Annotated in this window: 18 protein-coding genes; 12 read left to right on the forward strand and 6 right to left on the reverse strand. The window is 52.4% G+C overall.

Going from position 1 to position 22,679, the window contains the following annotated elements; translation table 11 throughout:
• Together J6J28_RS01385 and J6J28_RS01390 are read left to right on the forward strand one after the other, a co-directional pair.
• Positions 1 to 1,269, forward strand: a complete 1,269-nt coding sequence (locus tag J6J28_RS01385; RefSeq protein ID WP_301719497.1) for an efflux RND transporter periplasmic adaptor subunit — start codon at positions 1 to 3, stop codon at positions 1,267 to 1,269.
• Complete coding sequence (locus tag J6J28_RS01390; RefSeq protein ID WP_301719498.1) at positions 1,259 to 4,375, forward strand: efflux RND transporter permease subunit; 3,117 nt, start codon at positions 1,259 to 1,261, stop codon at positions 4,373 to 4,375. Before J6J28_RS01385 ends, J6J28_RS01390 begins: the two co-directional genes overlap by 11 nt.
• Here J6J28_RS01390 and J6J28_RS01395 read toward each other — a convergent pair.
• Entirely contained in the window at positions 4,372 to 7,452 is a 3,081-nt protein-coding gene (locus J6J28_RS01395; protein ID WP_301719499.1) for an efflux RND transporter permease subunit, read from the reverse strand. The two genes, J6J28_RS01390 and J6J28_RS01395, sit on opposite strands and share 4 nt — an antisense overlap.
• Positions 7,452 to 8,564 carry an efflux RND transporter periplasmic adaptor subunit gene (locus J6J28_RS01400; protein ID WP_301719501.1) on the reverse strand — a complete coding sequence of 371 codons (1,113 nt, stop codon included), beginning with the start codon at positions 8,562 to 8,564 and terminating at the stop codon, positions 7,452 to 7,454. The genes J6J28_RS01395 and J6J28_RS01400 overlap by 1 nt, the downstream gene beginning before the upstream one ends.
• Positions 8,565 to 8,783: 219 nt before the next feature.
• Here J6J28_RS01400 and J6J28_RS01405 point away from each other — a divergent pair, with 219 nt between their 5' ends.
• Complete coding sequence (locus tag J6J28_RS01405; protein ID WP_301719502.1) at positions 8,784 to 9,671, forward strand: LysR family transcriptional regulator; 888 nt, start codon at positions 8,784 to 8,786, stop codon at positions 9,669 to 9,671.
• Here the strand turns inward: J6J28_RS01405 and J6J28_RS01410 are convergent.
• Positions 9,585 to 9,983: a hypothetical protein gene (locus tag J6J28_RS01410; protein WP_301719503.1), complete on the reverse strand. Its 399-nt coding sequence runs from the start codon at positions 9,981 to 9,983 to the stop codon at positions 9,585 to 9,587. The genes J6J28_RS01405 and J6J28_RS01410 overlap by 87 nt on opposite strands.
• Before the next feature lie 279 nt (positions 9,984 to 10,262).
• Between J6J28_RS01410 and acnB the strand changes: the two genes are divergently transcribed.
• Positions 10,263 to 12,851: a bifunctional aconitate hydratase 2/2-methylisocitrate dehydratase gene (acnB, locus tag J6J28_RS01415; protein WP_301719504.1), complete on the forward strand. Its 2,589-nt coding sequence runs from the start codon at positions 10,263 to 10,265 to the stop codon at positions 12,849 to 12,851.
• Between the two features lie 156 nt (positions 12,852 to 13,007).
• Here acnB and J6J28_RS01420 read toward each other — a convergent pair whose 3' ends face one another.
• Positions 13,008 to 13,922: an ATP-grasp domain-containing protein gene (locus J6J28_RS01420; RefSeq protein ID WP_301719505.1), complete on the reverse strand. Its 915-nt coding sequence runs from the start codon at positions 13,920 to 13,922 to the stop codon at positions 13,008 to 13,010.
• Positions 13,923 to 14,056: 134 nt separating this feature from the next.
• Between J6J28_RS01420 and J6J28_RS01425 the strand changes: the two genes are divergently transcribed.
• Positions 14,057 to 14,434: a DUF4870 domain-containing protein gene (locus J6J28_RS01425; protein ID WP_301719506.1), complete on the forward strand. Its 378-nt coding sequence runs from the start codon at positions 14,057 to 14,059 to the stop codon at positions 14,432 to 14,434.
• Between the two features lie 117 nt (positions 14,435 to 14,551).
• On the opposite strand, the gene J6J28_RS01430 is transcribed toward J6J28_RS01425, so the two are convergent.
• On the reverse strand, positions 14,552 to 16,339 hold the full coding sequence (locus J6J28_RS01430; protein WP_301719507.1) for a DUF885 domain-containing protein: 1,788 nt from the start codon (positions 16,337 to 16,339) through the stop codon (positions 14,552 to 14,554).
• 160 nt (positions 16,340 to 16,499) lie between these two features.
• Here J6J28_RS01430 and J6J28_RS01435 point away from each other — a divergent pair, with 160 nt between their 5' ends.
• Positions 16,500 to 17,414 (forward strand): Dyp-type peroxidase, encoded by a 915-nt coding sequence (locus J6J28_RS01435; protein WP_301719508.1) that lies wholly within the window; start codon positions 16,500 to 16,502, stop codon positions 17,412 to 17,414.
• Between the two features lie 46 nt (positions 17,415 to 17,460).
• Here J6J28_RS01435 and argR read toward each other — a convergent pair whose 3' ends face one another.
• Entirely contained in the window at positions 17,461 to 17,928 is a 468-nt protein-coding gene (gene argR, locus J6J28_RS01440) for a transcriptional regulator ArgR (protein WP_301719509.1), read from the reverse strand.
• Positions 17,929 to 18,112: 184 nt separating this feature from the next.
• Between argR and mdh the strand changes: the two genes are divergently transcribed.
• The 6 genes from mdh (at position 18,113) to cgtA (ending at position 22,679) form a co-directional block, all read left to right on the forward strand.
• Entirely contained in the window at positions 18,113 to 19,045 is a 933-nt protein-coding gene (gene mdh / locus J6J28_RS01445) for a malate dehydrogenase (RefSeq protein WP_301719510.1), read from the forward strand.
• A gap of 92 nt (positions 19,046 to 19,137) precedes the next feature.
• Positions 19,138 to 19,719 (forward strand): rhombosortase, encoded by a 582-nt coding sequence (gene rrtA, locus J6J28_RS01450; RefSeq protein WP_301719511.1) that lies wholly within the window; start codon positions 19,138 to 19,140, stop codon positions 19,717 to 19,719.
• Between the two features lie 9 nt (positions 19,720 to 19,728).
• A complete protein-coding gene (gene ispB, locus J6J28_RS01455; protein WP_301719512.1) occupies positions 19,729 to 20,700 on the forward strand; it encodes an octaprenyl diphosphate synthase in 972 nt (323 codons plus the stop codon).
• A gap of 143 nt (positions 20,701 to 20,843) precedes the next feature.
• A complete protein-coding gene (gene rplU / locus J6J28_RS01460) occupies positions 20,844 to 21,155 on the forward strand; it encodes a 50S ribosomal protein L21 (RefSeq protein WP_126763781.1) in 312 nt (103 codons plus the stop codon).
• Between the two features lie 17 nt (positions 21,156 to 21,172).
• On the forward strand, positions 21,173 to 21,430 hold the full coding sequence (gene rpmA, locus J6J28_RS01465) for a 50S ribosomal protein L27 (RefSeq protein WP_126763782.1): 258 nt from the start codon (positions 21,173 to 21,175) through the stop codon (positions 21,428 to 21,430).
• Positions 21,431 to 21,506: 76 nt separating this feature from the next.
• Entirely contained in the window at positions 21,507 to 22,679 is a 1,173-nt protein-coding gene (gene cgtA, locus J6J28_RS01470) for an Obg family GTPase CgtA (RefSeq protein WP_301719513.1), read from the forward strand.

A 22,679-nucleotide genomic window follows, 5' to 3' on the forward strand; every position in this document is an offset into this window, starting at 1 on the left:
ATGTTTTTACAACGTTTTCTAGTGGCTGTCATTGCCGTGATTCTTATGGTTTCTGCCGTTGCGGCACAAGATCATAGCGATCATTCTGAGCATCAACAACAGCAGGATTTAACCGCGCCAACCCCCGCTGAGCAACAGCTGAACGATGAAGATGCGATCGAATACGTGTGCCCGATGCACAGCCACATTGTGCGCGATGAACCAGGTACCTGTCCGATTTGCGGCATGGATCTTGAGCCACAGGTTCAGGTGGATGAGATTGTGGTGCAGGTGAGCGGGCAGATGCAGCAAAACCTGGGCATCACCACCGCGACGGTTGCAGAAACAACCCTTTGGCGCTATCTGCCGACCCTGGCTACCGTCGAGTGGAATGACAATGCGCGTTGGCATAGCCACACGCGGGCATCCGGCTGGCTGGAAGAACTCTTCGTTCGTAGTGAGGGCACGCAAGTGCAGGTTGGCGACCCACTTTACAGTATTTACAGCAAAGAACTGGTCATCGCGCAACAAGACTTTCTGCAAACTCTGGATACCATTAATGGCTTATCTGCGCAGCAAAAGCAGCGCCTGATCCGCGATGGTCGCTTGCGTCTGGAGCTGCTTGGGCTGACCGCTGAGCAGGTGAAGACACTGGAGCAAACGGGTGAGATCCTTTACCGCGTCCCTGTGTTTGCTAAGCATGCTGGGGTAGTGACAGCACTGAATGTTGCTGAGGGCATGTATGTCGAGCCTGGCGTTGAACTGATGACAGTGACCGGTGCCAACAATGTCTGGTTAATTGCTGACGTGCCTGAGCGTTACGCCGACTGGATGCGGCCACAGGCGCCGGTGGATGTGACCTTGCCAGCCGCTGGCCTCAATGCCTACGAAACAGAAATCGATTATATTTATCCGGAACTGGACCCAGTTGCGAAAACGCAGCGGGTGCGTATAAAGCTACCGCAGGATGTCGATGCAGGCCGTATGCACGTGGGTATGCAGGCGCAAGTGGAGCTTTATGGCGGGCCTAAGCGCGATGTGTTGGCGGTGCCTGTCAGCGCGTTAATTATGACCGGAACCAACAACCGGGTGATCGTCCAGACGGACGACCAGACCTTTGAGCAGCGTGATGTGCACGTAGGTTTAATTGTGAATGATGAAGCCGAGATTATGCATGGTTTAAGTGCCGGCGAGCGCGTGGTCACCTCAGGCCAGTTCCTGCTTGATTCTGAAGCCAGCCTCAAAGGTAGTCGCCTGCAAGGTAGCAGTGGAGGCGGCCATGCTCACTAGTATTATTGATTGGAGTTTGCGTAATCGCATTCTCGTACTCATTGCTGCGCTGCTCGCTGCCTGGTTCGGCTGGCGCGCGATGACCAGCACACCGCTGGATGCCATCCCGGATTTATCTGATGTACAGGTTATTGTGAAGACACCTTATGCCGGACAAGCGCCGCAATTGGTGGAAGAGCAGGTGACCTGGCCGTTGGCGAACTTAATGCTGGCTGTACCGGGTGCAACTCAGGTGCGTGGCTACTCGTTTTTCGGTGATTCCTATCTGTATATCCTGTTTGAAGAAGGTACCGATATTTACTGGGCGCGCAGCCGGGTGCTTGAGTACCTGAATCAAGCCAGTGAGCGTTTACCGGAAGGCGTAACGCCGCGACTTGGCCCTGACGCCAGTGGGGTCGGCTGGGTGTTTCAGTATGCCTTGGTGGATCGCACCGGGCAGCATCATTTGGGCGAACTGACCAGCCTGCAGGACTGGTTCCTGAAGCAGGAACTGCAAAGTGTTGCAGGGGTGTCAGAAGTGGCGACCGTCGGTGGTATGGTGCAAGCCTACCAGGTGGTGGTTGAACCTCGCCGTTTGCAGACTTACGGCCTTACTTTAGAACAAGTGCAGGCGACTATCGTTGCTGCTAACCAGGAAGTCGGTGGTGGCATTGTCGAAATGGCCGAAGCTGAGTACATGGTGCGCGGTACGGGTTATATTCAGTCGCTGGATGACTTACGTACCTTACCATTGCCGGTGCAAAGCGCTGCTGGTACCAATATCACCTTGGCTGACGTGGCAACGATACGTCGCGGCCCGGAAAGCCGCCGCGGTATTGCCGAGTTAAACGGTGAAGGCGAAGTGGTAGGGGGCATCGTGGTCATGCGCCATGGCGAGAATGCTCTGGCCACCATCGAACGTGTGCGCGATAAATTAAAGAGTCTGCAGCAAGGCTTGCCTGCCGGGGTCGAAATCGTGCCCACCTATGATCGCTCGGAGCTTATTCATCGTGCGGTCGATAACCTGACCACCAAATTGCTGGAAGAGATGGGGTTCGTTGCCCTCGTCACCATCTTATTCCTGTTACACATTCGCTCGGCGATGGTGGCAATTATCACCTTGCCACTGGCGGTATTGATGAGCTTTATTGTCATGCGTTCGCTTGGCATTAACGCCAACATCATGAGTCTTGGCGGTATTGCCATTGCCATTGGCGCGTTGGTGGATGCCGCCATCGTCATGGTCGAAAACGCCCACAAACATCTTGAGCACTACCGCGAGGAACATGGCGAGGAGCCAAAGGGCGCTACGCATTGGCAGTTGATCCGCAACGCTACCGTCGAAGTCGGTCCCGCGCTGTTCCTGTCATTGCTGATTATCACTCTGAGTTTCGTACCGGTGTTCTCACTGGAAGCTCAGGAAGGACGGCTGTTCGCGCCGCTGGCGTACACCAAAACCTTCGCTATGGCGGCAGCAGCATTACTGGCGATTACGCTGGTACCGGTACTGATGGGCTACTTTGTCCGTGGCAAAATCATCAGCGAGCAACGTAACCCGTTAACCCGCTGTCTGATATGGATTTACCGGCCGGTATTACATGGCGTGTTGGCGTGGCCGAAGTTGACCGTGGTTGTGGCAGTTATAGTGGCAGTAAGTGGTTACTATCCGCTGAGCAAAATGGGCAGTGAGTTTATGCCGACCATGCAGGAAGGTGATTTGCTCTACATGCCTACGACCTTACCTGGGATTAGTCCCGGCGCAGTCGGTGAGTTGCTACAGCGCACCGACCGGTTGATCAAACAGGTTCCGGAAGTAGAGAGCGTATTTGGCAAAACCGGACGTGCCGATACGGCGACGGATCCAGCGCCACTGACCATGCTCGAGACCACCATTCAGCTGAAACCTGAAAGTGAGTGGCGTGAGGGCATGACCTTGCAGAAAATCATCGAGCAGCTGGACGCTACAGTACGGGTACCTGGCATCACCAATGCCTGGGTGCAACCGATAAAAACTCGCATTGATATGCTCTCGACGGGATTGAAAACCCCACTGGGACTGAAAATTGCGGGTCCTGAGCTGGCTGAGATTCAGCAGATCGGCAGTGAACTGGAGCAGCGCTTAAACGGTGTGCCGGGCGTCGCTTCAGTCTTTGCCGAGCGGCCTGCGTCAGGACGTTATCTGGAGATCCGGCCGCGGCTGGACGAAGCAGCTCGTTATGGTATCAATCAAGCGGCGATTCAGCGTGCTATCAGGTTTGCCATCGGCGGTGCGGAAATTGCCGAGACCGTGGAAGGTACGGAACGCTACCCGATCACATTGCGCTACCCACGTGCCCTTCGGGATCATGTGGAGACTATCAAACAGCTTCCGATTGCGAGTGCCAGTGGTACCTGGGTGACCTTGGAGCAGGTGGCTGATGTTGAGGTGACTGTTGGGCCAGCGATGATCCGTAGTGAGAACGCCCGGCCGACGGGGTGGGTGTTTATCGATGTGGATCCTAATGTCGCCGTGGGTGATGTGATTGCCGCAGCTGAGCCGTTACTTGCTGATTATGAGCTACCACCGCGCTATTCGTTGTCGTGGTCAGGACAGTACGAATCGATGCAACGCGTCGAAGCGAAGTTAAAGCAAGTGGTACCGGTGACCTTAGCGGTGATTTTGATCTTGCTGTATCTGACCTTCCGCTCGTTCAAACAAGCGGCACTGATCATGGCCACACTGCCATTAGCGCTGACCGGTAGCCTGTGGTTCATTTGGTGGCTGGACTATAACCTGTCGATTGCAGTTATGGTGGGTATGATTGCACTGGCCGGGGTCGCGGCGGAGTTTGGGGTGGTGATGTTGCTCTACCTCAACAATGCCTGGAAGGACCGTAAACAACGTAGCCGTGCAACACTCTATAGTGCGATAGAGGAAGGTGCGGTACTGCGGGTGCGGCCGAAGGCGATGACAGTGATCACTATCATTGCTGGTTTGTTGCCGATTATGCTGACCCATGGCACCGGTAGTGAAGTCATGCAGCGTATCGCAGCACCCATGATTGGCGGTATGATTCTGGCGCCGCTGCTGTCATTGTTGTTGTTGCCGGCGGTCTATCTGTTATGGCACCGCCGGAAATTAAGCTAAGCGTTTTGCTGGTGGGGTACGCGCATGACCAGCGCGTACATCACCGGCACAACAATTAAGGTAAGTAACGTCGCAAAGCCGAGGCCGAACATAATGACCACGGCCATGCTGACAAAGAAGTCATCGAATAACAGCGGCACCATGCCTAAAATAGTGGTGACCGCTGCCATGACCACCGGTCGTACCCGGGTCACTGCAGCATCTTCCAGAGCGACCAATGCCTGTTTGCCGGCAGCCAGTTCCACCCGGATCTGCTCCAGTAGTACCACGCCGTTTTTGATTAACATTCCCGATAAACTGAGAAAGCCCAGCAATGCCATAAAACCAAAGGGCTGACCTGACAGTGCCAGACCCAGGGTGACACCAATGACGCTCAGGGGCACCGTGGTCCACAATACCCCGGCCTGACGGATGGAGTTGAACAACAGAACGGTAATAATAAACATCACCACAAAGGCCAGCGGCAAGGCCTGAAACACTGCGCCAGTGGCTTTTTGCGATGCTTCATGTTCACCGCCCCATTCCAGCCGGTAACCGACAGGTAATGGCAAGGCTTCGATGTCTGGGCGTATACGCTCAAGTACCATGGCAGCTGTTTCGTCGCCGAATACGTCGTGATCGGCCATCACCGTGAGGGTGCGCTTACGGTCGCGCCGAAGGATGAGATTGTCCTCGGCCACCAGTTGCATAGCGCTGACCACCTGAGCCATAGGGATATGCTGCTGCAGCGCTGGTGAGTAGATCTGCAGTTCATGCCAGTCGGAAACTTCACGGCGCTCTTCCAGCGGCGCGCGGACCACAATAGGCATCAGTTGGGTACCGTCACGAAACAGGCCTACGGTCTGACCGTTGAAATTGCGTTTCAGCACGTTATTCACGTCGGCCTTGGTCACGCCCAGTCGGCGCGCTGCGGGCTCATTGAATACCGGCTGCAGTACTTTGGTACGCTGGCGCCAGTCGTTGCGTAAATTACGCACGCCCGGGTCTTGCGCCATAATAGCTTCGGCCTGAGCTGCAAGCCTGTGCAACACGAGCGGGTCAGGGCCACTGAAGCGCGCCTCAATTTTGGCGTTTTGCGACGGCCCCATCTCTACCGGTTTCATCTTAAACTGCACGTCTGGCTGGTGCTGGTTCAGATAGGCCGTGAGCCCTTCATGCACTGTGGCGAGCTTGTCATTGTCCTGCGCGCGCAGGATGAGTTGGCCATAGCTTTCGTAGGACTTTTCCACCATGTAGGTGAGGGTGAAACGTGGCGCACCGCGGCCTATGGTACTGGCAACATAATCAAGGTCTGGATAGGTTTCTTGCAGATAGGCTTCGAGCTCAGCCACCTGCTCCGCGGTGGCCCGAATATCGGTCCCCTGCGGGTACCAGACATCGACAAACAGCATGGGCGTGTTCGATGGTGGAAAGAACGACTGTTTGACCGTGGTAAAGCCAGCAACCGCCGCGACCAGTAAGGCCAGCATGACCAGCATGGTGGTCTTGCGCCATTGCAGGAAAAGGCGCAGAAGTTTACGGTAGCCGCGAAAAACCCAGTGCTGATAGACATGGTCATCGTCTTCTGGCTGATCTTTGGCACTCATGGCACGGGCATCCCGGCGATAGAGCAGATTGCCAAGGAAAGGGGTCAGGGTTATGGCGGTAAACCAGCTCAGGAATAATGAAATAAACAGCACCCAGAATAATGAATTCGCGTATTCACCGCTGGCATCTTCCGACAAGCCTATGGGTGCAAAGGCAATGACTGCGACCGCAGTGGCACCCAGTAAAGGCCAGATATTTTGCTGTACGATGACACTTGCGGCCTGCAGGCGCGACAAACCACGTCGCACGCCGACCAGCATACCTTCGGCAATGACAATCGCGTTATCGACCAACATGCCGAGGGCGATGATGAGGGCGCCTAAGGAAACGCGTTGCAGCTGGATGTCCAGCAGGTACATAAAGATAAAGCTACCGAGCACAGTGACCAGCAATACGCTGCCAATCAACACGCCGCTGCGTAAGCCCATGGTCAGCAACAAAGCTACTACCACGATGGCAACGGCTTCGGCCAGGTTGAGGAGGAAACTTTGGACTGACTTGTCGACTTCCGCGGGTTGATTATAAATGTAGGCAACATCGATACCCACGGGTTGTGCGTAATTGAGTTCCGCCAGCCGTTGCTCTACGCGGCGGCCGACGTCGACGACGTTGACGTCATGGCCAAAGGAAATCCCTAACCAGAGCGATGGCTGGCCATTGAAGCGGACCAAGTGGTCGGGAATCTCCTGGTAGTCCCGGCTGACCGTGGCCACATCGCGCAAAAGAATGCGCTCGTTGGCACCGGGATTGCTAATCATCAGATCGGCCAGATCTTCGACCTTGGCAAATTCTCCGGTGGTATGCAGACGGATACGCTCATCGCCGCTAAGTACCCGACCTGCATCGGCGACGACATTCTGGGTTTGTAACAGATTCAGCACTTGCGCGGGCGGGATGCCAACGTTCGCGAGTTTACTTCGGGAGATCTCAACGATGACCTGCTCTTGCTGGTCACCGTCGATCAGAACTTTGCCGACACCTTCCACCAGTACCAGCTCGCGCCTTAAAAAGTCGGTGTAGTCTTTGATGTCCTCATAACTGTAGCCAGCCCCAGTCACCGCCAGCATAATGCCGTAAACGTCGGCAAAGTCATCGCGTACGATAGGTTGCTCGGCACCGGGCGGAAGACGACGCGTGACATCGTTCACTTTGCGGCGTAACTCATCCCAGATCTGGGGCATATCATCTGCACGCAAAGTGGTCTTCATGTCTACGGTGATCTGACTCAGCCCCGGTTTTGAGATGGAGTTGATGTGATCAATGTTGCCCAGCTCCTGAATAGCGTTTTCCAGCCGGTAAGTCACTTCTTCTTCGACCTGTTGCGCCGACGCGCCCGGGTAGGCGGTGATCACCATGGCTTTTTTCAGGGTGAATTCCGGGTCTTCCAGACGGCCGATGTTGGTAAGTGCTAACACACCGCCGACTAAAAGTAATACAAGGAGTAACCAACTGGTGGTGCTGCGCCGAATACTGTAACGAGCGATATCCATTACAGGCCTCGCTCCTTAATCCAGCGCCGCACTTGCTGGCCTTCTTCAAGGGCATGGACGCCGGCTACTACAATCTGTTCGCCCGCACTCAAGCCCGCGGTGACTTCGATGCTGGAGCCAGTTACCCGACCGACCTGAATTTCGCGCTGACTCACGGTGCCTGTTGCGCTTTGTTCTTCACCTGTGTTCGTCAGGGGGGTGAAAACCCAAACCCGGTGTGGCGCCTCTACGGGCGCTGTCGTGTCAGAGAAAACTGCGGCAGTGGGGATCAGCACGCCCTTGGTCGGCTGGCTTGCAACGGCGTAGGAGTCGACCCGCACGGTCGCGGACATGCCTGGGAGCACGTTAAACTCCGCTGGAGTTGGCATAGTGAAGACGACTTTGTAGGTGTTGGTCGCAGGATCGGCCGTGGTATCCCATTCTTTTAGTTGCGCACGGTAGCTCTGCTCTGGAGCGGCGGCAAAGATGACTTCGGGCTGATAATCCAATTGACGCTGGACACGGGCGAATAACTGTTCCGGCACAGTGATACTGACGTCGATGGCATCGTCCATCTGTAAGGTGGCAATGGGACGTTGTGGCTGCACGGTTTCGAAGGCTTCAACAAAAACATGGGCGATGGTACCGGTAAAGGGCGCACGTAATTCGGTGTAACGTACATTGGCCTTCGCCGTTTCGAGGTTTGCCCGCGCTACTTCCAGATTGGCTTTGGTTTCGTCGAACTGCTGGCGCGATATCACGCCTTGCTCGACCAGGCTTTCGGTGCGTTGGAATTGTGCCTGAGCGAGTTCAAAGCGAGCCTGGGCCTGATCCAATACCAACTGATAGTCGGTTGGATCGAGACGGGCGATGAGCTCACCTTGTTGTACGGTAGTTCCAGCTTTGATAGGGAAAGCATCGATCTCACCGCCGACCCGAAACGCTAGTTGTGCCACCTGCGCTGCTTCCAGCACTGCAGGGAACTCGCGAAACCTATGCTCCGTTAAACTGCGGACCTCATGGAGTTTAACCGGTTGCACCACCGCTTCAGCTTGTTGCTGTGCTGGTGCTGTATCGCAACCTGTCAGGGCACTCAAACAGAGTGCGAGCATCAAACCTTGCCACTTGAACATCGTTACCTCGTCGCTAGTTACCGATTGTTGTCAGTTGCATCCCTGACAAGACATCAATGGAAACACGAATGGAATCTTAATGATGAAGAGTGTAGACCTTTAACACCTAAAGTAATACTGAATTAAAATTAAAAAGAACATAAGAATATATTATTATATGGTGGTGCTTCGAGCTGGATATGCGCTCAGGAGGACATCGACAACATTACGAGGAAACCGATGAAACTAAACCAGTTGGAAATGCTTCTGCACCTTGGCGACACCGGTTCCGTGCAAGGTGTTGCGGAACGAATGCACCGCACTCAGGCGGCGGTGAGTATGGCGCTTAAAAACCTGGAAGCGGACGTCGGCTTTGAGTTATTTGACCGCAGCGGTTATCGGCTTATTCTCACTGCTCGTGGCCGTCAGTTTTTACGCCAGGCCCGTGAGGTGATTCGCCAGCAGCAACGGCTACAATCATTGGCGGAACAATTACAGACCGGTGCTGAGCCCCAGCTGCGCATTGCTTATGATTACACCTGCGCGCCCTCGGCGTTGTTTCCCGCCATGCATGAGGTGCAACAACAGTATCCGGCGACCGAGCTGCTGCTTAGTGGTGATTCACAACTACGGGTGCTGCGTAAAATTAGCAGCGGCGAAGCTGAGCTGGCGCTCTCACCGTGGTTACCGATTTTCCGCCAGTACGGCGATTTTGAGACGATACGGGTGCGGCCGTTCGAGCTATTGGTGGTATGTGCCCCAGCATTATTGGCAGGGCGAAACTTAAAGGAGCTTCAGCGGCATGACTTGCTTGAGCTACCCATGCTGATCCCACAGAATCAGGACGTCGGGATAGATCTCGACAGCATTATCCGAATGCCGGGCAAGCAGCGGATTCGGGTCAATGACTCGATCACGCAGCGAGAATTATTGCTGGCCGGCATGGGCTGGGGCATTATCCCCGGTGATTTAGTCGGGGATGCTTTGCAACGCAAAGCGTTACAACGCATCGACATCCCCGGATTCATCAATAACGTGAACTTAGAGGTACATCTGGTACGATCGGCGGAGCGTATAGCCGGGCCGGCCGAAGAGATGATCTGGCGCTCGTTCAGCGCTAGTGTTTAGGCTAAGCTCAGCTAGCCTGGTCATATCGCGCAGCTCATTGGCGCTGGTTTCAAGCCCGGCGCGCGCGCTTAGCATACTGTCTTTGCGGACATCTGCCATCAACGTCTGTTGCATGATGCCCAGCTCATGATCGATACTGCCGGCGTAATTCTCAGGTGCGTAAGTGTAGCGGTAAACCTGTTGAGCTATGATTTTATTGGCGTTTTGTACCTCAACCGACGCGATGGCGGAAGTACTGACCATACCATTGACCAAGGTAAACATGGCTAGTGCTGATAAAGCGTGTACGGATTTCATCATTGCAGTTTTCATAATTAGGCCCCCCCCAGTTGACCTACCTTTTAAGATAGACCAAGAGTGTGAAAGGTTTATGTCAACGAACGCATTTCCAGCAACTAAGTGTAAGCATTTGTAAACCCGCCAGCTGACATTTTGGAAAGGTCCTCGCCAAGGGCTTAGCTATTCATGAAACTTATGCTAAAGATTACCTTTTATGTGCTCCTATGAATTTTAATTAGCAGCTAAAACCCCTATAATTGCGCCACTTTTTCACCCGCAAGTTTCATCCGCATAGCAAAGTAGAGGTAATCTGTGCTGCAAGACTATCGTAAGCATGTTGAAGAGCGCGCTGCCGAAGGCATTCCACCAAAGCCGTTAACCGCAGAACAAGTCGCTGATCTCGTAGAACTCCTGAAAAACCCGCCTGCTGGCGAAGAACAATTCCTGGTTGAACTCCTGTCTGAGCGTGTGCCTCCGGGCGTCGACGAAGCCGCTTATGTAAAAGCTGGCTTTTTATCTGCACTGGTTAAGGGCGAAGTCTCCAGTCCGGTTATCACCAAGCAGGACGCTGTGAAGTTACTTGGCAACATGCACGGTGGCTACAACATCGTGACTTTGGTTGATTTGTTAGATGACGCTGATCTTGGTGAACTCGCCGCTTACGAACTAAAGCATACCTTGCTGATGTTCGATGCCTTCCATGACGTTGAAGAGAAAATGAAAGCTGGCAATGCGCTGGCGAAAGAAGTGGTCGAGTCATGGGCGAATGCGGAATGGTTTACCAGCCGCAACGAAATGCCTGAGCAAATCAAAGCCACTGTCTTTAAAGTGACGGGTGAAACCAATACCGACGACTTGTCACCGGCACCTGATGCCTGGTCACGTCCAGACATTCCGCTGCACGCGAAAGCCATGTACAAAATGCCGCGCGAAGGTGTCACCGACGCTGCCAAGCAAATCGAAGAATTGAAAGAAAAAGGCCATCCAGTCGCTTTCGTAGGCGACGTGGTCGGTACGGGCTCGTCACGTAAATCAGCGACCAACTCAGTGTTGTGGTTTATTGGTGAAGACATGCCGGGTACACCAAACAAGCGTGCCGGCGGTATCTGTATTGGTGGCAAAGTAGCGCCAATTTTCTTCAACACCATGAAAGACGCTGGCGCGTTGGTGTTTGAAGCAGACGTCGAAAAGATGAACATGGGTGATGTGATCACCATTCATCCTTACGCGGGTAAAATCGAGAACGAAGCGGGCGACGTTATCGCTGAGTACGACTATGCTTCGCGTGTGATTCTTGACGAAGTTCGCGCCGGTGGCCGAATCAACCTGATCATCGGTCGCGGTCTGACCGAGAAAGCTCGTGAATCTTTGGGTATGGGTCCTTCGGACTTGTTCCTCAAACCCGAGCAACCTGCTGATAGCGGCAAGGGCTATACCCTGGCGCAGAAAATGGTAGGTAAAGCTTGTGGTATGGACGGCGTCCGTCCGGGTACCTATTGCGAGCCGAAAATGACCACCGTAGGTTCGCAGGACACCACCGGTCCAATGACCCGTGATGAACTGAAAGACTTGGCCTGTTTGGGCTTCACTGCCGACTTAACCATGCAGTCATTCTGTCACACAGCTGCCTATCCGAAGCCGGTGGATATCGACACGCAACATACCTTGCCTGACTTCATTATGAACCGTGGCGGTGTGTCATTGCGCCCTGGCGACGGTATCATCCACAGCTGGTTGAACCGTATGCTGCTGCCTGACACTGTCGGAACTGGTGGTGACTCGCATACCCGTTTCCCGCTAGGTATTTCATTCCCGGCAGGTTCTGGTCTGGTCGCGTTCGCAGCAGCAACAGGCGTGATGCCACTGGATATGCCGGAGTCGGTATTGGTGCGTTTCAAAGGTGAAATGCAGCCGGGTATTACTTTACGTGACCTGGTGCATGCGATTCCTGCGTTTGCGATTAAAGAAGGCTTGTTGACCGTTGAGAAGCGTGGCAAGAAAAATGCATTCTCTGGTCGTATTCTGGAAATCGAAGGCCTTGACCACCTGACCGTTGAGCAAGCGTTCGAATTGTCTGATGCATCTGCTGAACGTTCTGCCGCAGGTTGTACCATCAACTTGTCAGAAGAGTCAGTCGCGGAGTACCTGCGTTCTAACATCACCATGCTGCGTTGGATGATCAACGAAGGCTACGGCGATGTGCGTACTCTTGAGCGCCGTGCCCAGAAGATGGAAGACTGGCTGGCAAATCCGTCACTGATGCGTGCTGATGCCGACGCTGAATACGCGGAAGTGATTGAAATCGATTTGGCAGAAATTAAAGAGCCTATCGTCTGTTGCCCGAATGATCCTGACGATGCGAAGTTCCTGAGTGAAGTCGCAGGCGACAAAGTTGACGAAGTGTTCATCGGTTCATGTATGACGAATATTGGTCACTTCCGTGCAGCAGGTAAGTTGCTGGAGAAGAACACCGAAGCGCTGAACACGCGGCTGTGGATTGCGCCGCCAACCAAAATGGACGAAGCACAGTTGCGCGAAGAAGGTTACTACAACATCTACGCCAACAACGGTGTGCGCACTGAGATGCCAGGCTGTTCACTGTGCATGGGCAACCAGGCACGCGTAGAAGCGGGCGCGACCGTGTTGTCGACTTCAACCCGTAACTTCCCGAACCGCCTTGGTGATGGTGCTAACGTCTACCTGACCTCAGCTGAACTTGCTGCAGTGGGTGCGATTTTAGGCAAGCTGCCAACGCCAGCCGAGTACATGGAATACGCCTCGGACATCAACGCAATGGCCGGCGAAGTCTACAAGTACCTTAACTTCGACCAGATGGACGCCTTCCGCGACGCCGAAACCGCCGCCAAAGCCAACATCATCCCCAGCATCCAAGTCGCCTAACCCAAGAGAGGGCAGCCCTCTCTTCGCGACCGCAAATAAAAAGGAGGGGCAGCCCTCCTTTTTTGTACCCGCAATCTAAGAAAGGGCAGCCCTGCCGATCTCGTACACGCAAATTCAGGGAGGGCAGCCCTTTCTATTTTTTTACAAAAAGTGAAGCTATATCTGGGTGAGTCGTGCGTCGACTTCGCGGGTATAAAGCGTGGTCAAAAATGAACTAAAAAATGGACTATTAAGGGAGTCGTTTATGAGTTCAGTATGAATGAAATTAGACTTCGAATTTAATTCAATAAAGAGTGCATCATGAGTTCGTGTGAAGAGCAGATCTATTCCCAATAGCCCGTAATGTACGTCGGAGCTTTTGCCGATCATTTCTTCAAGCACAGGCTTCAACCGATGGAGTTTATTCTGAATGCTTTCAAGTTTTTTATCGGCATTCGGTAACTCAGAAATTTTTTTCATTTTTATTGGACTGCCTGCGATATGGTAGCCGCGATGGTCAACTTGCGTCGCAAAATCAGTACTCTTTTCATCGTAGGGCAGGCCATGAATCATCACAAAACCATCATCAAAGACATAGAGTTTCTTGTTGTGTATAAAAACATAAGCACGGGCGGTGTATTTGCGGCCTTCATATAATTCTATATCTGTCACTTGCTGTTGGATAAAGTAGTGTTTTGGTAGTTCTAAATCTTTCAGTGAATCTGTCGTATGGCAGGTGATGCCCTTACCACCGGTCAGATGGGTGGGTTTTACGAACCAGATAGCATCCGGGCCAGGCTGCTCTGCAAAAACATCGGCGACGGAAAAGTAGCTTTTTGGAAAAACATTCTTTATGCCAAGCTCTGCCACTCGCCTGGCGATGTAACCCTTATTTTCAAAGCGCTGAATGGTGGCGTAATCGAGCAACTGGAAATATTCCTGGGTAATGTCCGGATTTAACCCGTAATAATTATCCCAATAACTAAACGGCCTTAAATACCGATAGGGCAATAGCTTGCTACCGATGCGATCAAACGCGCTGTGGACAACCTTAGCGGCCCGATTTGTGATGATTTGCGGAGCGACGAGCATAAATTGAAATCTCTGGATAATCTCGGTTCAGACTAGCATAAGCAGCGATAACGTATTAGAGTTTATGTTGACTATTTGTGGCGACGCAGTAATTCTTAATACATCACAACTCAAATAAAAAAAGGAACCGAATAATGGAGCCTGTGCAAGAAACAACTGTTATTACCGGACCAAGCCAGGAAGATCGAACCTACGCAATGCTGTTGCATCTTTCGCAATTTGCCGGTTATTTAATTCCGTTTGCGGGCCTTATTGTACCGCTGGTCATGTGGCTGAGTAAGAAGGATACAAACCCTTATATTGATGCGCACGGCAAAGTTGTTTTCAACTGGATTATCTCAGCGTTTATCTGGGGTATCATCAGTGTCATCTTAAGTTTTGTCGTGATCGGTATTTTCTTACTTATCGCTCTCGGCATCTGCCACATCATTTTCGCAATTATGGGAGCTATCCGGGCCAACGACGGCATCGTGCAAAACTACCCACTGACGATTAAGTTCTTCAAGATTTAATCCATATGCTCACAAAAAAGGAGGGGCAGCCCCTCCTTTTTTTTTTGCCCGCAAAAGTTAAGGGCAGCCCTTTCTATTTTTGTGTCTTTAAAATGTTAGGGCTGCCCTTTCTTGCTGTTAGGCTTGCGAGTCGATCCAGTTGCGGATTTCCTGCTCAAGGACATCAAGCGGGATACTACCGTTTTTCAGAACCTGGTAATGGAATTCGCGGATGTCGAATTTACCGCCAAGAGCGGCTTCAGCTTCGGCGCGCAGCGAGCGGATCAAAATTTCACCGAGCTTGTAGGATAACGCTTGCCCAGGCCAGGTGATGTAGCGGTCGATCTCGGTGCGCACATTATGCAGGCTCAGCGCGGTATTGGCAGCCATAAAGTCCATCGCTTTTTCGCGACTCCAGCCCATCGAATGCATGCCGGTGTCGACCACTAAACGTGCAGCACGCCACATTTCATAGCTCAAGCGGCCGAAGTTACTGTAAGGGTCCTGATAAAAACCCGCTTCCAGGCCGAGCCATTCTGAATAAAGTCCCCAACCTTCACCAAAAGCTGAGATGTAGGTCTGTTGGCGGTAGCTGGGCACGTCTTCCATTTCCCGTGCCAAGGCGCCCTGCAGGTGATGACCAGGTACCGCTTCGTGCAAGGTCAAAGCTTCAAGTTGATACAGCGGACGGCGGTCAAGGGCGTAAGTATTGACCCAATAGAAGCTGGCGCGGTCGTCACGTGAGGTTCCGGCATAGCGGCCAGTGGTGTACTTAGGCGCAATTTCAGCTGGCACAGGTGCAATACCATAAGGTTGCCGTGGCAGCAGTTTAAAGAACTTCGGCAGCTCACCATCCATGCGTTTGGCGATATAAGAAGCTTCTTTTAGCAACTCTTCAGCTGAGGTCGGGTAAAATTGCGGATCCGTGCGTAAGAATTCGACAAACTCATCAAAGTTTCCGTCAAAGCCAGATTGCTCAATCACCACCGCCATTTCATTGCGAATACGCGCAACTTCGGCCAGACCTTTGGCGTGGATCTCGGCTGGGGTCAGGCTCAGCGTGGTGAAGTGCTCAATTCTATTCTGATAATAAGCATCGCCGTTGGGCAAAGCACTGGCACCGACGGACTCACGGCAGTTCGGCAGATAGTCCATCACCATAAAGTCAAAATAGTTCTGGTAAGCCGGAATCACTGCATCGTCAATGACTTGTGCTGCGGCCACCTGTAAAGCTTCCCATTGGGCATCATCGATAAACGCCGGCTGCTGCAACAAGGGTTGGTAGAACACGCTATCGCGCGGGTCCTGCACAATGAAGGCAGCGATACTGTCTTCAAAGCCGACCATCGCCGCACGCGGCTGGGTGTAGCCTTCTTTAAGGCCGCGCTCAAGCCAGGCGGTCTGCTCATTCATATAACGTGGAACCGTGGCCAGCTTAGCGACATAATTCTGGTAGTCTTCATAGCTGCGAAGGGCGGTATTGCGCACCATGAAAGATAAAGAACTGTGAAATCCGCCTTCTGCGTTTAACGGCATGTAATGTTCGTTAAAGTCATAACTGTCGACATTATTTTGCAGACGGTAAGTGAGCATGCGCCAATTGATATAGGCCTGACGAGATAATGCGTCGGTATCGATACTTTGTAGCTCGTTGAGCCACTGCCGTTGTTGCTCAGCGCGGGCCGCAAGTGCCTCTGGCGTCATGCTCGGTAGCGCAGCATCAAGGTTTTCACTGCCGACAGGATTTTGCATGCCTTCCCAAACGCGTTCTGCCATAGTGGTAAAACGCTGGTCTTCACTGGCCACCGTGCTGGTTTCAGCAGCTGTTGCTGAGGCATCTGCACCTGAAGTTGTGGCGCAGCCGCCCAATAGCATGGCCAGCGAGGCGGCCATCAAAGTAGTTGTAAATCGCTGTGGTAGTCCCATAATAACTCCGCTTAAATTCTCATTTTTTTAGATAATCTTTGCTAGACTGACAAGCATTGTATGCCAGTTGTTAAGCAGCGCAAGTTGGTTGCGACCAAGCTGCATGGTTTTTCGAGCAAGTACCGCTAACAATAACGATTACAAATTGGTGAGGACACCCATGGCACAAGCGCAAAAAGGCATCTTCGCAGAGCCGAATTTGCATGGCTTAACATTATCATTGAACGTAATGACCGATGATGTTGTGAGTGTACGGCGTAAGTTAGCCCGAATTCCTGCTCTGCTCAATGAGCTTGACGAGCGCTTTTCAGAAGCTTTACTCAGTGGTTACGTCGCTATCGGCAGTGATTACTGGGACATTCTTTATCCTCAGCAGCGGCCCTCACAACTGGGGCAATTTCCCGACCTGCGTGATGGTGATCGACAGGCGCCACGTGAGCCCGTCGACCTGTTACTGACCGTGCGCTCGGATCGTTTCGATGTCAATTATCACAGTGCCCGCGCGCTGCTCGAGTGGCTTGGTCACGACGTCGAGCTCACTGAACAGTTACCGACGTTTCGATTTATGGATGGACGTGATCTGACTGGCTTTATTGATGCGCCGGAAAACCCACGCGGCATTCGCCGTCGTCAGTTGGCACTGATTCATGCCGATGATGATCCGGTATTCGCCGGCGGCAGCTACTTGTATGTGCAGAAATTCCGGCACGATTTGCGGCGCTGGGAACAGCTTACGCAAGAGATGCAGGAGTTTGTGATCGGCCGCAAGAAGCTTACCGGAGAACGTATCAGTGAAGCCGTGTTGCAGATGGTCTCGCATACCCAAAAGGCCAAACTTCAGAATGAACGTGAACAACCTTTAAGTATGTTGCGTCAGAATATGCCATGGGGCGATATGCGCGAGCAGGGCTTACTCGCCATGTACTTTTCCGGCCAGTCGCGTGACATACTGCAGTGGTTAAAGCAACGCTATATAGCGGATGAGAACGGCGATTACGATCCCTTGCTGGACTACACTGAAGCTGTCAGTAATGCCGCATTCTTTGCGCCATCCGTCGATTTCCTGACGCAGTAGCCATGAGTTCTGTTTGCGCCATAACGATCACCAGCGGACACAACGGCTAAGCGACGTTCTCAAACAGCTCGGTCACCTTCTGTAGCGTAAAGTCGATGTCAGACACTTTGACCGGCGCAATAAAAATCGTATCGTCCCCGGCAATCGTACCAAGTACACCTTCTTTCTTGCCGACAGAATCGAGTAAGCGCGCAATAAGTTGCGCGGCGCCTGGTGAGGTACGAATAATCACCATCACATCATTATGCTGAATATCCAATACTAATTGCGATAATGGAGCCCGCGTGGAAGGGATGCCTAATTCCGCAGGCAGACAGTAGACCATTTCCTGCCGGGCATTACGGGTGCGCACCGCGCCATATTTGCTTAGCAACCGTGAGACCTTAGATTGACTAATATTGTCGAAGCCTAACTCTTTCATGGCATCTACAATCTCGCTTTGCGAGCCATACCGCTCTTCTTTCAATAGCCCTTTAAAGGTATCAATCATCGCTTCTGGTTTGGCTTGGGTCATGGTGCAAAATGGCCTCTTGAGTTCGTTTCGTTGACCGGGATAAGCGCTTGCCAACCCGTTGAAACGTCAGTCTATCGCAAAAGCTCACAAACGCCTAGCCAGGCGCCTTTCGGTTGTAATTTGGACGCTTTTGGAGTAGGCTTTTGGCATCAAAAATTTCCCTAACAACTGGATGGAGTCTGAGATGAAAGTTGCAGTTTTAGGTGCAGCTGGCGGTATCGGCCAAGCACTATCATTACTTTTAAAAACCCAATTACCTGCTGGATCTGAGCTGGCGCTGTATGACGTTGCGCCCGTAGTACCAGGCGTTGCTGTTGATCTCAGCCACATCCCGACCGCAGTCAATGTTAAAGGCTATGGCAAAGATGATCTGGCACCAGCACTGGTTGGCGCAGACATCGTATTGATCCCAGCCGGCGTGCCACGTAAGCCTGGTATGGACCGCTCGGATCTGTTCAATATCAATGCCGGTATTGTTTCCAATCTGATTGAAGCGATTGCAGATAATTGCCCGGATGCAGCGATTGGCCTTATCACTAACCCGGTAAACACCACTGTTGCCATCGCCAAGCGTGTGCTAGAGAAAAAAGGCGTCTACAACAAAAACAAGCTGTTTGGTGTCACTACCTTGGATGTGATTCGTGCAGAGACCTTTGTTGCTGAGATCCACGGCAAGAACCCTGCGGAAGTTCAGGTTCCGGTCATTGGTGGCCACAGCGGTACCACGATTCTGCCACTGTTGTCGCAAACCGGTCTTGATTTCAGCGACGAGCAAATTGAGCAACTGACGCACCGCATCCAGAATGCCGGTACTGAAGTTGTTGAAGCGAAAGCCGGCGGCGGCTCAGCCACCCTTTCTATGGGTCAGGCGGCAGCGCGTTTCTGCTTGTCACTGGTCAAAGCCCTGCAGGGCGACGACAGTGTTGTTGAGTGCACTTATGTGGAAACCGATGGTAGCGATGCCTTGTTCTTCGCTCATCCTGTCCGTTTAGGTCCAAAGGGTGTTGAAGAAATCCTGCCGTATGGCGAACTGAGCGATTTCGAGAAAAAAGCGAAAGCGTCAATGCTCGACGGCTTGAAGAACGACATTCAAACCGGTTTGGATTTCGTCAAGTAAGGGCAGCCCTGCTTCCCTAGCGTTGTCATACGACACAAGCGCCGGGTCAGCTGCTAGCAGCTCCCGGCGCTTTTTTATAGGTGAATCCAGCGATGCAGTTGTTCGGTTTAACGATTCCTACTTCACGTGAGGCGCTGCTACCTACAGTTAGTGTTATGGTGTTGCTGACCCTCATCATGATGCTTCCCAATGCCTGGCAAGACATGCTTAAGCTCAACCGTCACGGGGTCATCGAAGGGCAGCATTTATGGCAGCTTTTCAGTGGTCAGCTGGTGCACCATAATTGGCCACATTTAGGTTTGAACCTGTTAGGCCTGCTGGTCTGCTGGGCACTGTTCATCGATCACCAAAGCGGCTGGCGTCGCTGGCTGGGCGTCCCTGTGATTATGCTAAGTAGTAGCCTGGCGCAGGTCTACTTTGATCCTGACGTACGCTTCTATGCGGGATTTTCAGGAACCTTATATGGCATTTTTGCCTATTGTGCATTGACAGATGTACTGCAGAAACGCTGGCTGGGTGCGCTTATTTTGATCGGCTTAGTGGGCAAAGTCGTATTTGACCTGATTTATCTGCCGGAACTCAGTGGACTAGCGTTTGCCGCACATACAGGCGGAGTTGTTGCTGGACTTGTACTAGCATTTCTTTGTAAAATCTTAACCTTAAACCATAGCTAGCGTTGCCGAATGAAGTTATCTGAAATTAATACGTTAATGGCCGCCGACATGAACGGTGTCAACCAACTGATCGGGGCTGAACTACAATCAGATGTAGCCCTGATTAATCAGCTTGGCCTGTATATCGTCAACAGTGGAGGTAAACGTCTGCGACCCTTGCTTGCCGTGACCGCAGCTCGCGCTGTCGGCTATGAAGGACGGGGTCATCTGACCCTGGCGACCATCATTGAGTTTATTCATACCGCGACCCTGTTGCACGATGACGTGGTCGATGCCTCTGAATTACGCCGTGGCCAGGAAACTGCTAACGCTGTGTTTGGCAACGAAGCTAGCGTACTGGTAGGCGATTTCCTGTATACCCGCGCGTTTCAGCTGATGGTGACACTCGACTCGATGAAGGTCATGAAGATTCTGGCGGATGCTACGAATATCATTTCCGAAGGCGAAGTCTTACAGTTGATGAACTGCAACGATCCGGAGACCACCGAAGCCAGTTATTTTGACGTCATTTACGGTAAAACCGGAAAGTTGTTTGAAGCCGCGACGCAACTTGGTGCGGTGCTGGCGGATCAGTCCCAGGCCAGCGAAGATGCTTTAGCGGCTTACGGGCGTCATCTGGGTACTGCGTTTCAGCTGGTCGATGATCTGTTGGACTACACTGCAGATAGCGAAGTCATGGGGAAACAGGCCGGTGATGATCTGGCCGAAGGTAAGCCTACCTTACCGTTGCTGTACGCAATGTGGCATGGCAATGAGGAAGAAGCACAGCTGATTCGCTCAGCTATCGAGCAGGGTGATGGACGTCAGCATCTGCAAACCATATTAACGGCAATGCGCCGCACCGGTGCGCTTGATTACACGCGGGACCGGGCGCTGGCTGAAGCTAAGTTAGCGCAACAACAACTGGCAGTATTACCTGCGTCAGAGCATCGCGAGGTCTTGCACGCACTGGCAGATATTGCCGTGGACAGGCTCGCTTAAAGCCAAAAGCAGGTATGGGCGTAGGTACAGTTGGCGCGACCTACGAATAACGAAGAACACTCTTTACTCGGGCGTTAAGTTCGCCTATAATTCGCGCCCTGATTTAAATCTAACGTGCCCTTAAGGGCGAATCGGAGAAAACTATGTACGCAGTATTCCAAAGTGGCGGTAAGCAGCACCGTGTGACTGAAGGCCAAATCGTCCGCCTGGAAAAGCTGGAAGCAGCCACCGGTGAAGTGGTTGAGTTCGACGAAGTGTTAATGATGTCGAACGGCGATGACGTGAAAATCGGCGCGCCTTTTGTTTCTGGTGGATCCGTAAAAGCGGAAGTCGTCAACCATGGTCGTGCAGACAAAGTGAACATTATCAAGTTCCGCCGTCGTAAGCACCACATGAAACATCAAGGTCATCGTCAGTGGTTCACTGAAGTGAAGATCACTGGTATTAACGGTTAATTAAGGAGTAACGACACATGGCACACAAAAAAGCTGGTGGTTCAACCAAAAACGGTCGTGACTCAGAAAGTAAACGTCTGGGTGTAAAGCGCTTCGGTGGTGAGTCAGTATTAGCTGGTAGCATCATCGTTCGTCAACGTGGTACTCGTTTCCACGCTGGTGATAACGTCGGTATTGGTCGTGACCACACTTTGTTCGCTCTGAGCGACGGTAAAGTTTCTTTTGCGGAGAAAGGTCCTAAGAACCGCAAATACGTTAGCATCGTTACTGACTAATTCAGGCGAGTTAACGAAAAACATAGAAACCCCGTCCTGTGTGGCGGGGTTTTTTTATAGTGGCAGGTAGAAAAGTATGAAGTTTGTAGATGAAGCCGAAATTCGGGTTGAAGCTGGCGACGGCGGTAACGGCGTAGTAAGTTTTCGACGCGAGAAATATATCCCCAAAGGTGGCCCCGACGGTGGTGACGGTGGCGATGGCGGCGATGTTTATCTGGAAGCCGACGAAAACCTGAACACTCTCATTGATTATCGCTTTGAGCGCATCCACCGTGCGCAACGCGGTCAAAATGGCATGGGTAAAAACTGTACCGGTAAACGCGGTGAAGACATCGTGTTGAAAGTGCCTGTGGGTACTCGTGCCACCGACGAAGAAACCGGCGAAGTGCTGGGCGATTTAACTCGCCACGGTTTGCGCCGTATGGTCGCCAAAGGCGGCTTCCATGGTCTGGGTAATGCCCGTTTTAAGAGCAGTACCAACCGTGCTCCACGGCAGAAAACCATGGGTACTCCCGGCGAAATTCGCAGTCTCAAATTAGAGCTGATGCTGCTTGCCGATGTCGGCCTGCTGGGCATGCCGAATGCCGGCAAATCGACCTTCATCCGTTCGGTGTCAGCAGCGAAGCCGAAAGTTGCCGATTATCCGTTTACCACACTGGTTCCCAATCTGGGTGTGGTGCGGCCGGTACCCCACGCGAGCTTTGTCATTGCTGACATTCCTGGCTTGATTGAAGGTGCCGCAGAAGGCGCGGGCCTCGGGATTCAGTTCCTGAAACATCTGGAGCGTTGTGGCCTACTCTTGCACCTGGTCGATTTAGCACCTTATGATGGAACCGATCCGGCGACACAAGCGGTCACTATCGTTAATGAGCTGGAAAAGTACAGCCCTAAGTTAGCGGAAAAACCGCGCTGGCTGGTGGTCAATAAAGTTGACCTTATCAGCGACGAAGAAGTTGCTGAGCGCATTGCTGAGCTTACTGCAGCGTTGGACTGGGAAGGCCCGGTTTACCAGATCTCTGCATTGAGTAAGCAGGGTACCGAACAGCTTTGCAAAGAGGTCATGACCTACCTTGAGCAGTTGCCTAAGCCTTCCGCCGAAGATGTAGAAGAGCAGACTCAGGCAACCACAGAGTTCAAATGGGACAACTACCATCAGGAGCAACTGGAAGCTTATGATGAAGACGACGATGATGACGATGATGATTTCGACGATGACGATTACGACGTCGAAGTGATTTATCAGAAATAA

Source organism: Pseudidiomarina terrestris, assembly GCF_030466375.1.
Classification (GTDB): Bacteria; Pseudomonadota; Gammaproteobacteria; order Enterobacterales; family Alteromonadaceae; genus Pseudidiomarina; species Pseudidiomarina terrestris.

Excerpts from the sequence above, each read along its gene's own strand:
- J6J28_RS01385 (WP_301719497.1), top strand. The coding sequence starts at position 1 with ATGTTTTTACAACGTTTTCTAGTGGCTGTCATTGCCGTGATTCTTATG.
- J6J28_RS01390 (WP_301719498.1), top strand. The coding sequence starts at position 1,259 with ATGCTCACTAGTATTATTGATTGGAGTTTGCGTAATCGCATTCTCGTA.
- J6J28_RS01395 (WP_301719499.1), bottom strand. The coding sequence starts at position 7,452 with ATGGATATCGCTCGTTACAGTATTCGGCGCAGCACCACCAGTTGGTTA.
- J6J28_RS01400 (WP_301719501.1), bottom strand. The coding sequence starts at position 8,564 with ATGTTCAAGTGGCAAGGTTTGATGCTCGCACTCTGTTTGAGTGCCCTG.
- J6J28_RS01405 (WP_301719502.1), top strand. The coding sequence starts at position 8,784 with ATGAAACTAAACCAGTTGGAAATGCTTCTGCACCTTGGCGACACCGGT.
- J6J28_RS01410 (WP_301719503.1), bottom strand. The coding sequence starts at position 9,983 with ATGAAAACTGCAATGATGAAATCCGTACACGCTTTATCAGCACTAGCC.
- J6J28_RS01420 (WP_301719505.1), bottom strand. The coding sequence starts at position 13,922 with ATGCTCGTCGCTCCGCAAATCATCACAAATCGGGCCGCTAAGGTTGTC.
- J6J28_RS01425 (WP_301719506.1), top strand. The coding sequence starts at position 14,057 with ATGGAGCCTGTGCAAGAAACAACTGTTATTACCGGACCAAGCCAGGAA.
- J6J28_RS01430 (WP_301719507.1), bottom strand. The coding sequence starts at position 16,339 with ATGGGACTACCACAGCGATTTACAACTACTTTGATGGCCGCCTCGCTG.
- J6J28_RS01435 (WP_301719508.1), top strand. The coding sequence starts at position 16,500 with ATGGCACAAGCGCAAAAAGGCATCTTCGCAGAGCCGAATTTGCATGGC.
- argR (WP_301719509.1), bottom strand. The coding sequence starts at position 17,928 with ATGACCCAAGCCAAACCAGAAGCGATGATTGATACCTTTAAAGGGCTA.
- mdh (WP_301719510.1), top strand. The coding sequence starts at position 18,113 with ATGAAAGTTGCAGTTTTAGGTGCAGCTGGCGGTATCGGCCAAGCACTA.
- rrtA (WP_301719511.1), top strand. The coding sequence starts at position 19,138 with ATGCAGTTGTTCGGTTTAACGATTCCTACTTCACGTGAGGCGCTGCTA.
- ispB (WP_301719512.1), top strand. The coding sequence starts at position 19,729 with ATGAAGTTATCTGAAATTAATACGTTAATGGCCGCCGACATGAACGGT.
- rplU (WP_126763781.1), top strand. The coding sequence starts at position 20,844 with ATGTACGCAGTATTCCAAAGTGGCGGTAAGCAGCACCGTGTGACTGAA.
- rpmA (WP_126763782.1), top strand. The coding sequence starts at position 21,173 with ATGGCACACAAAAAAGCTGGTGGTTCAACCAAAAACGGTCGTGACTCA.
- cgtA (WP_301719513.1), top strand. The coding sequence starts at position 21,507 with ATGAAGTTTGTAGATGAAGCCGAAATTCGGGTTGAAGCTGGCGACGGC.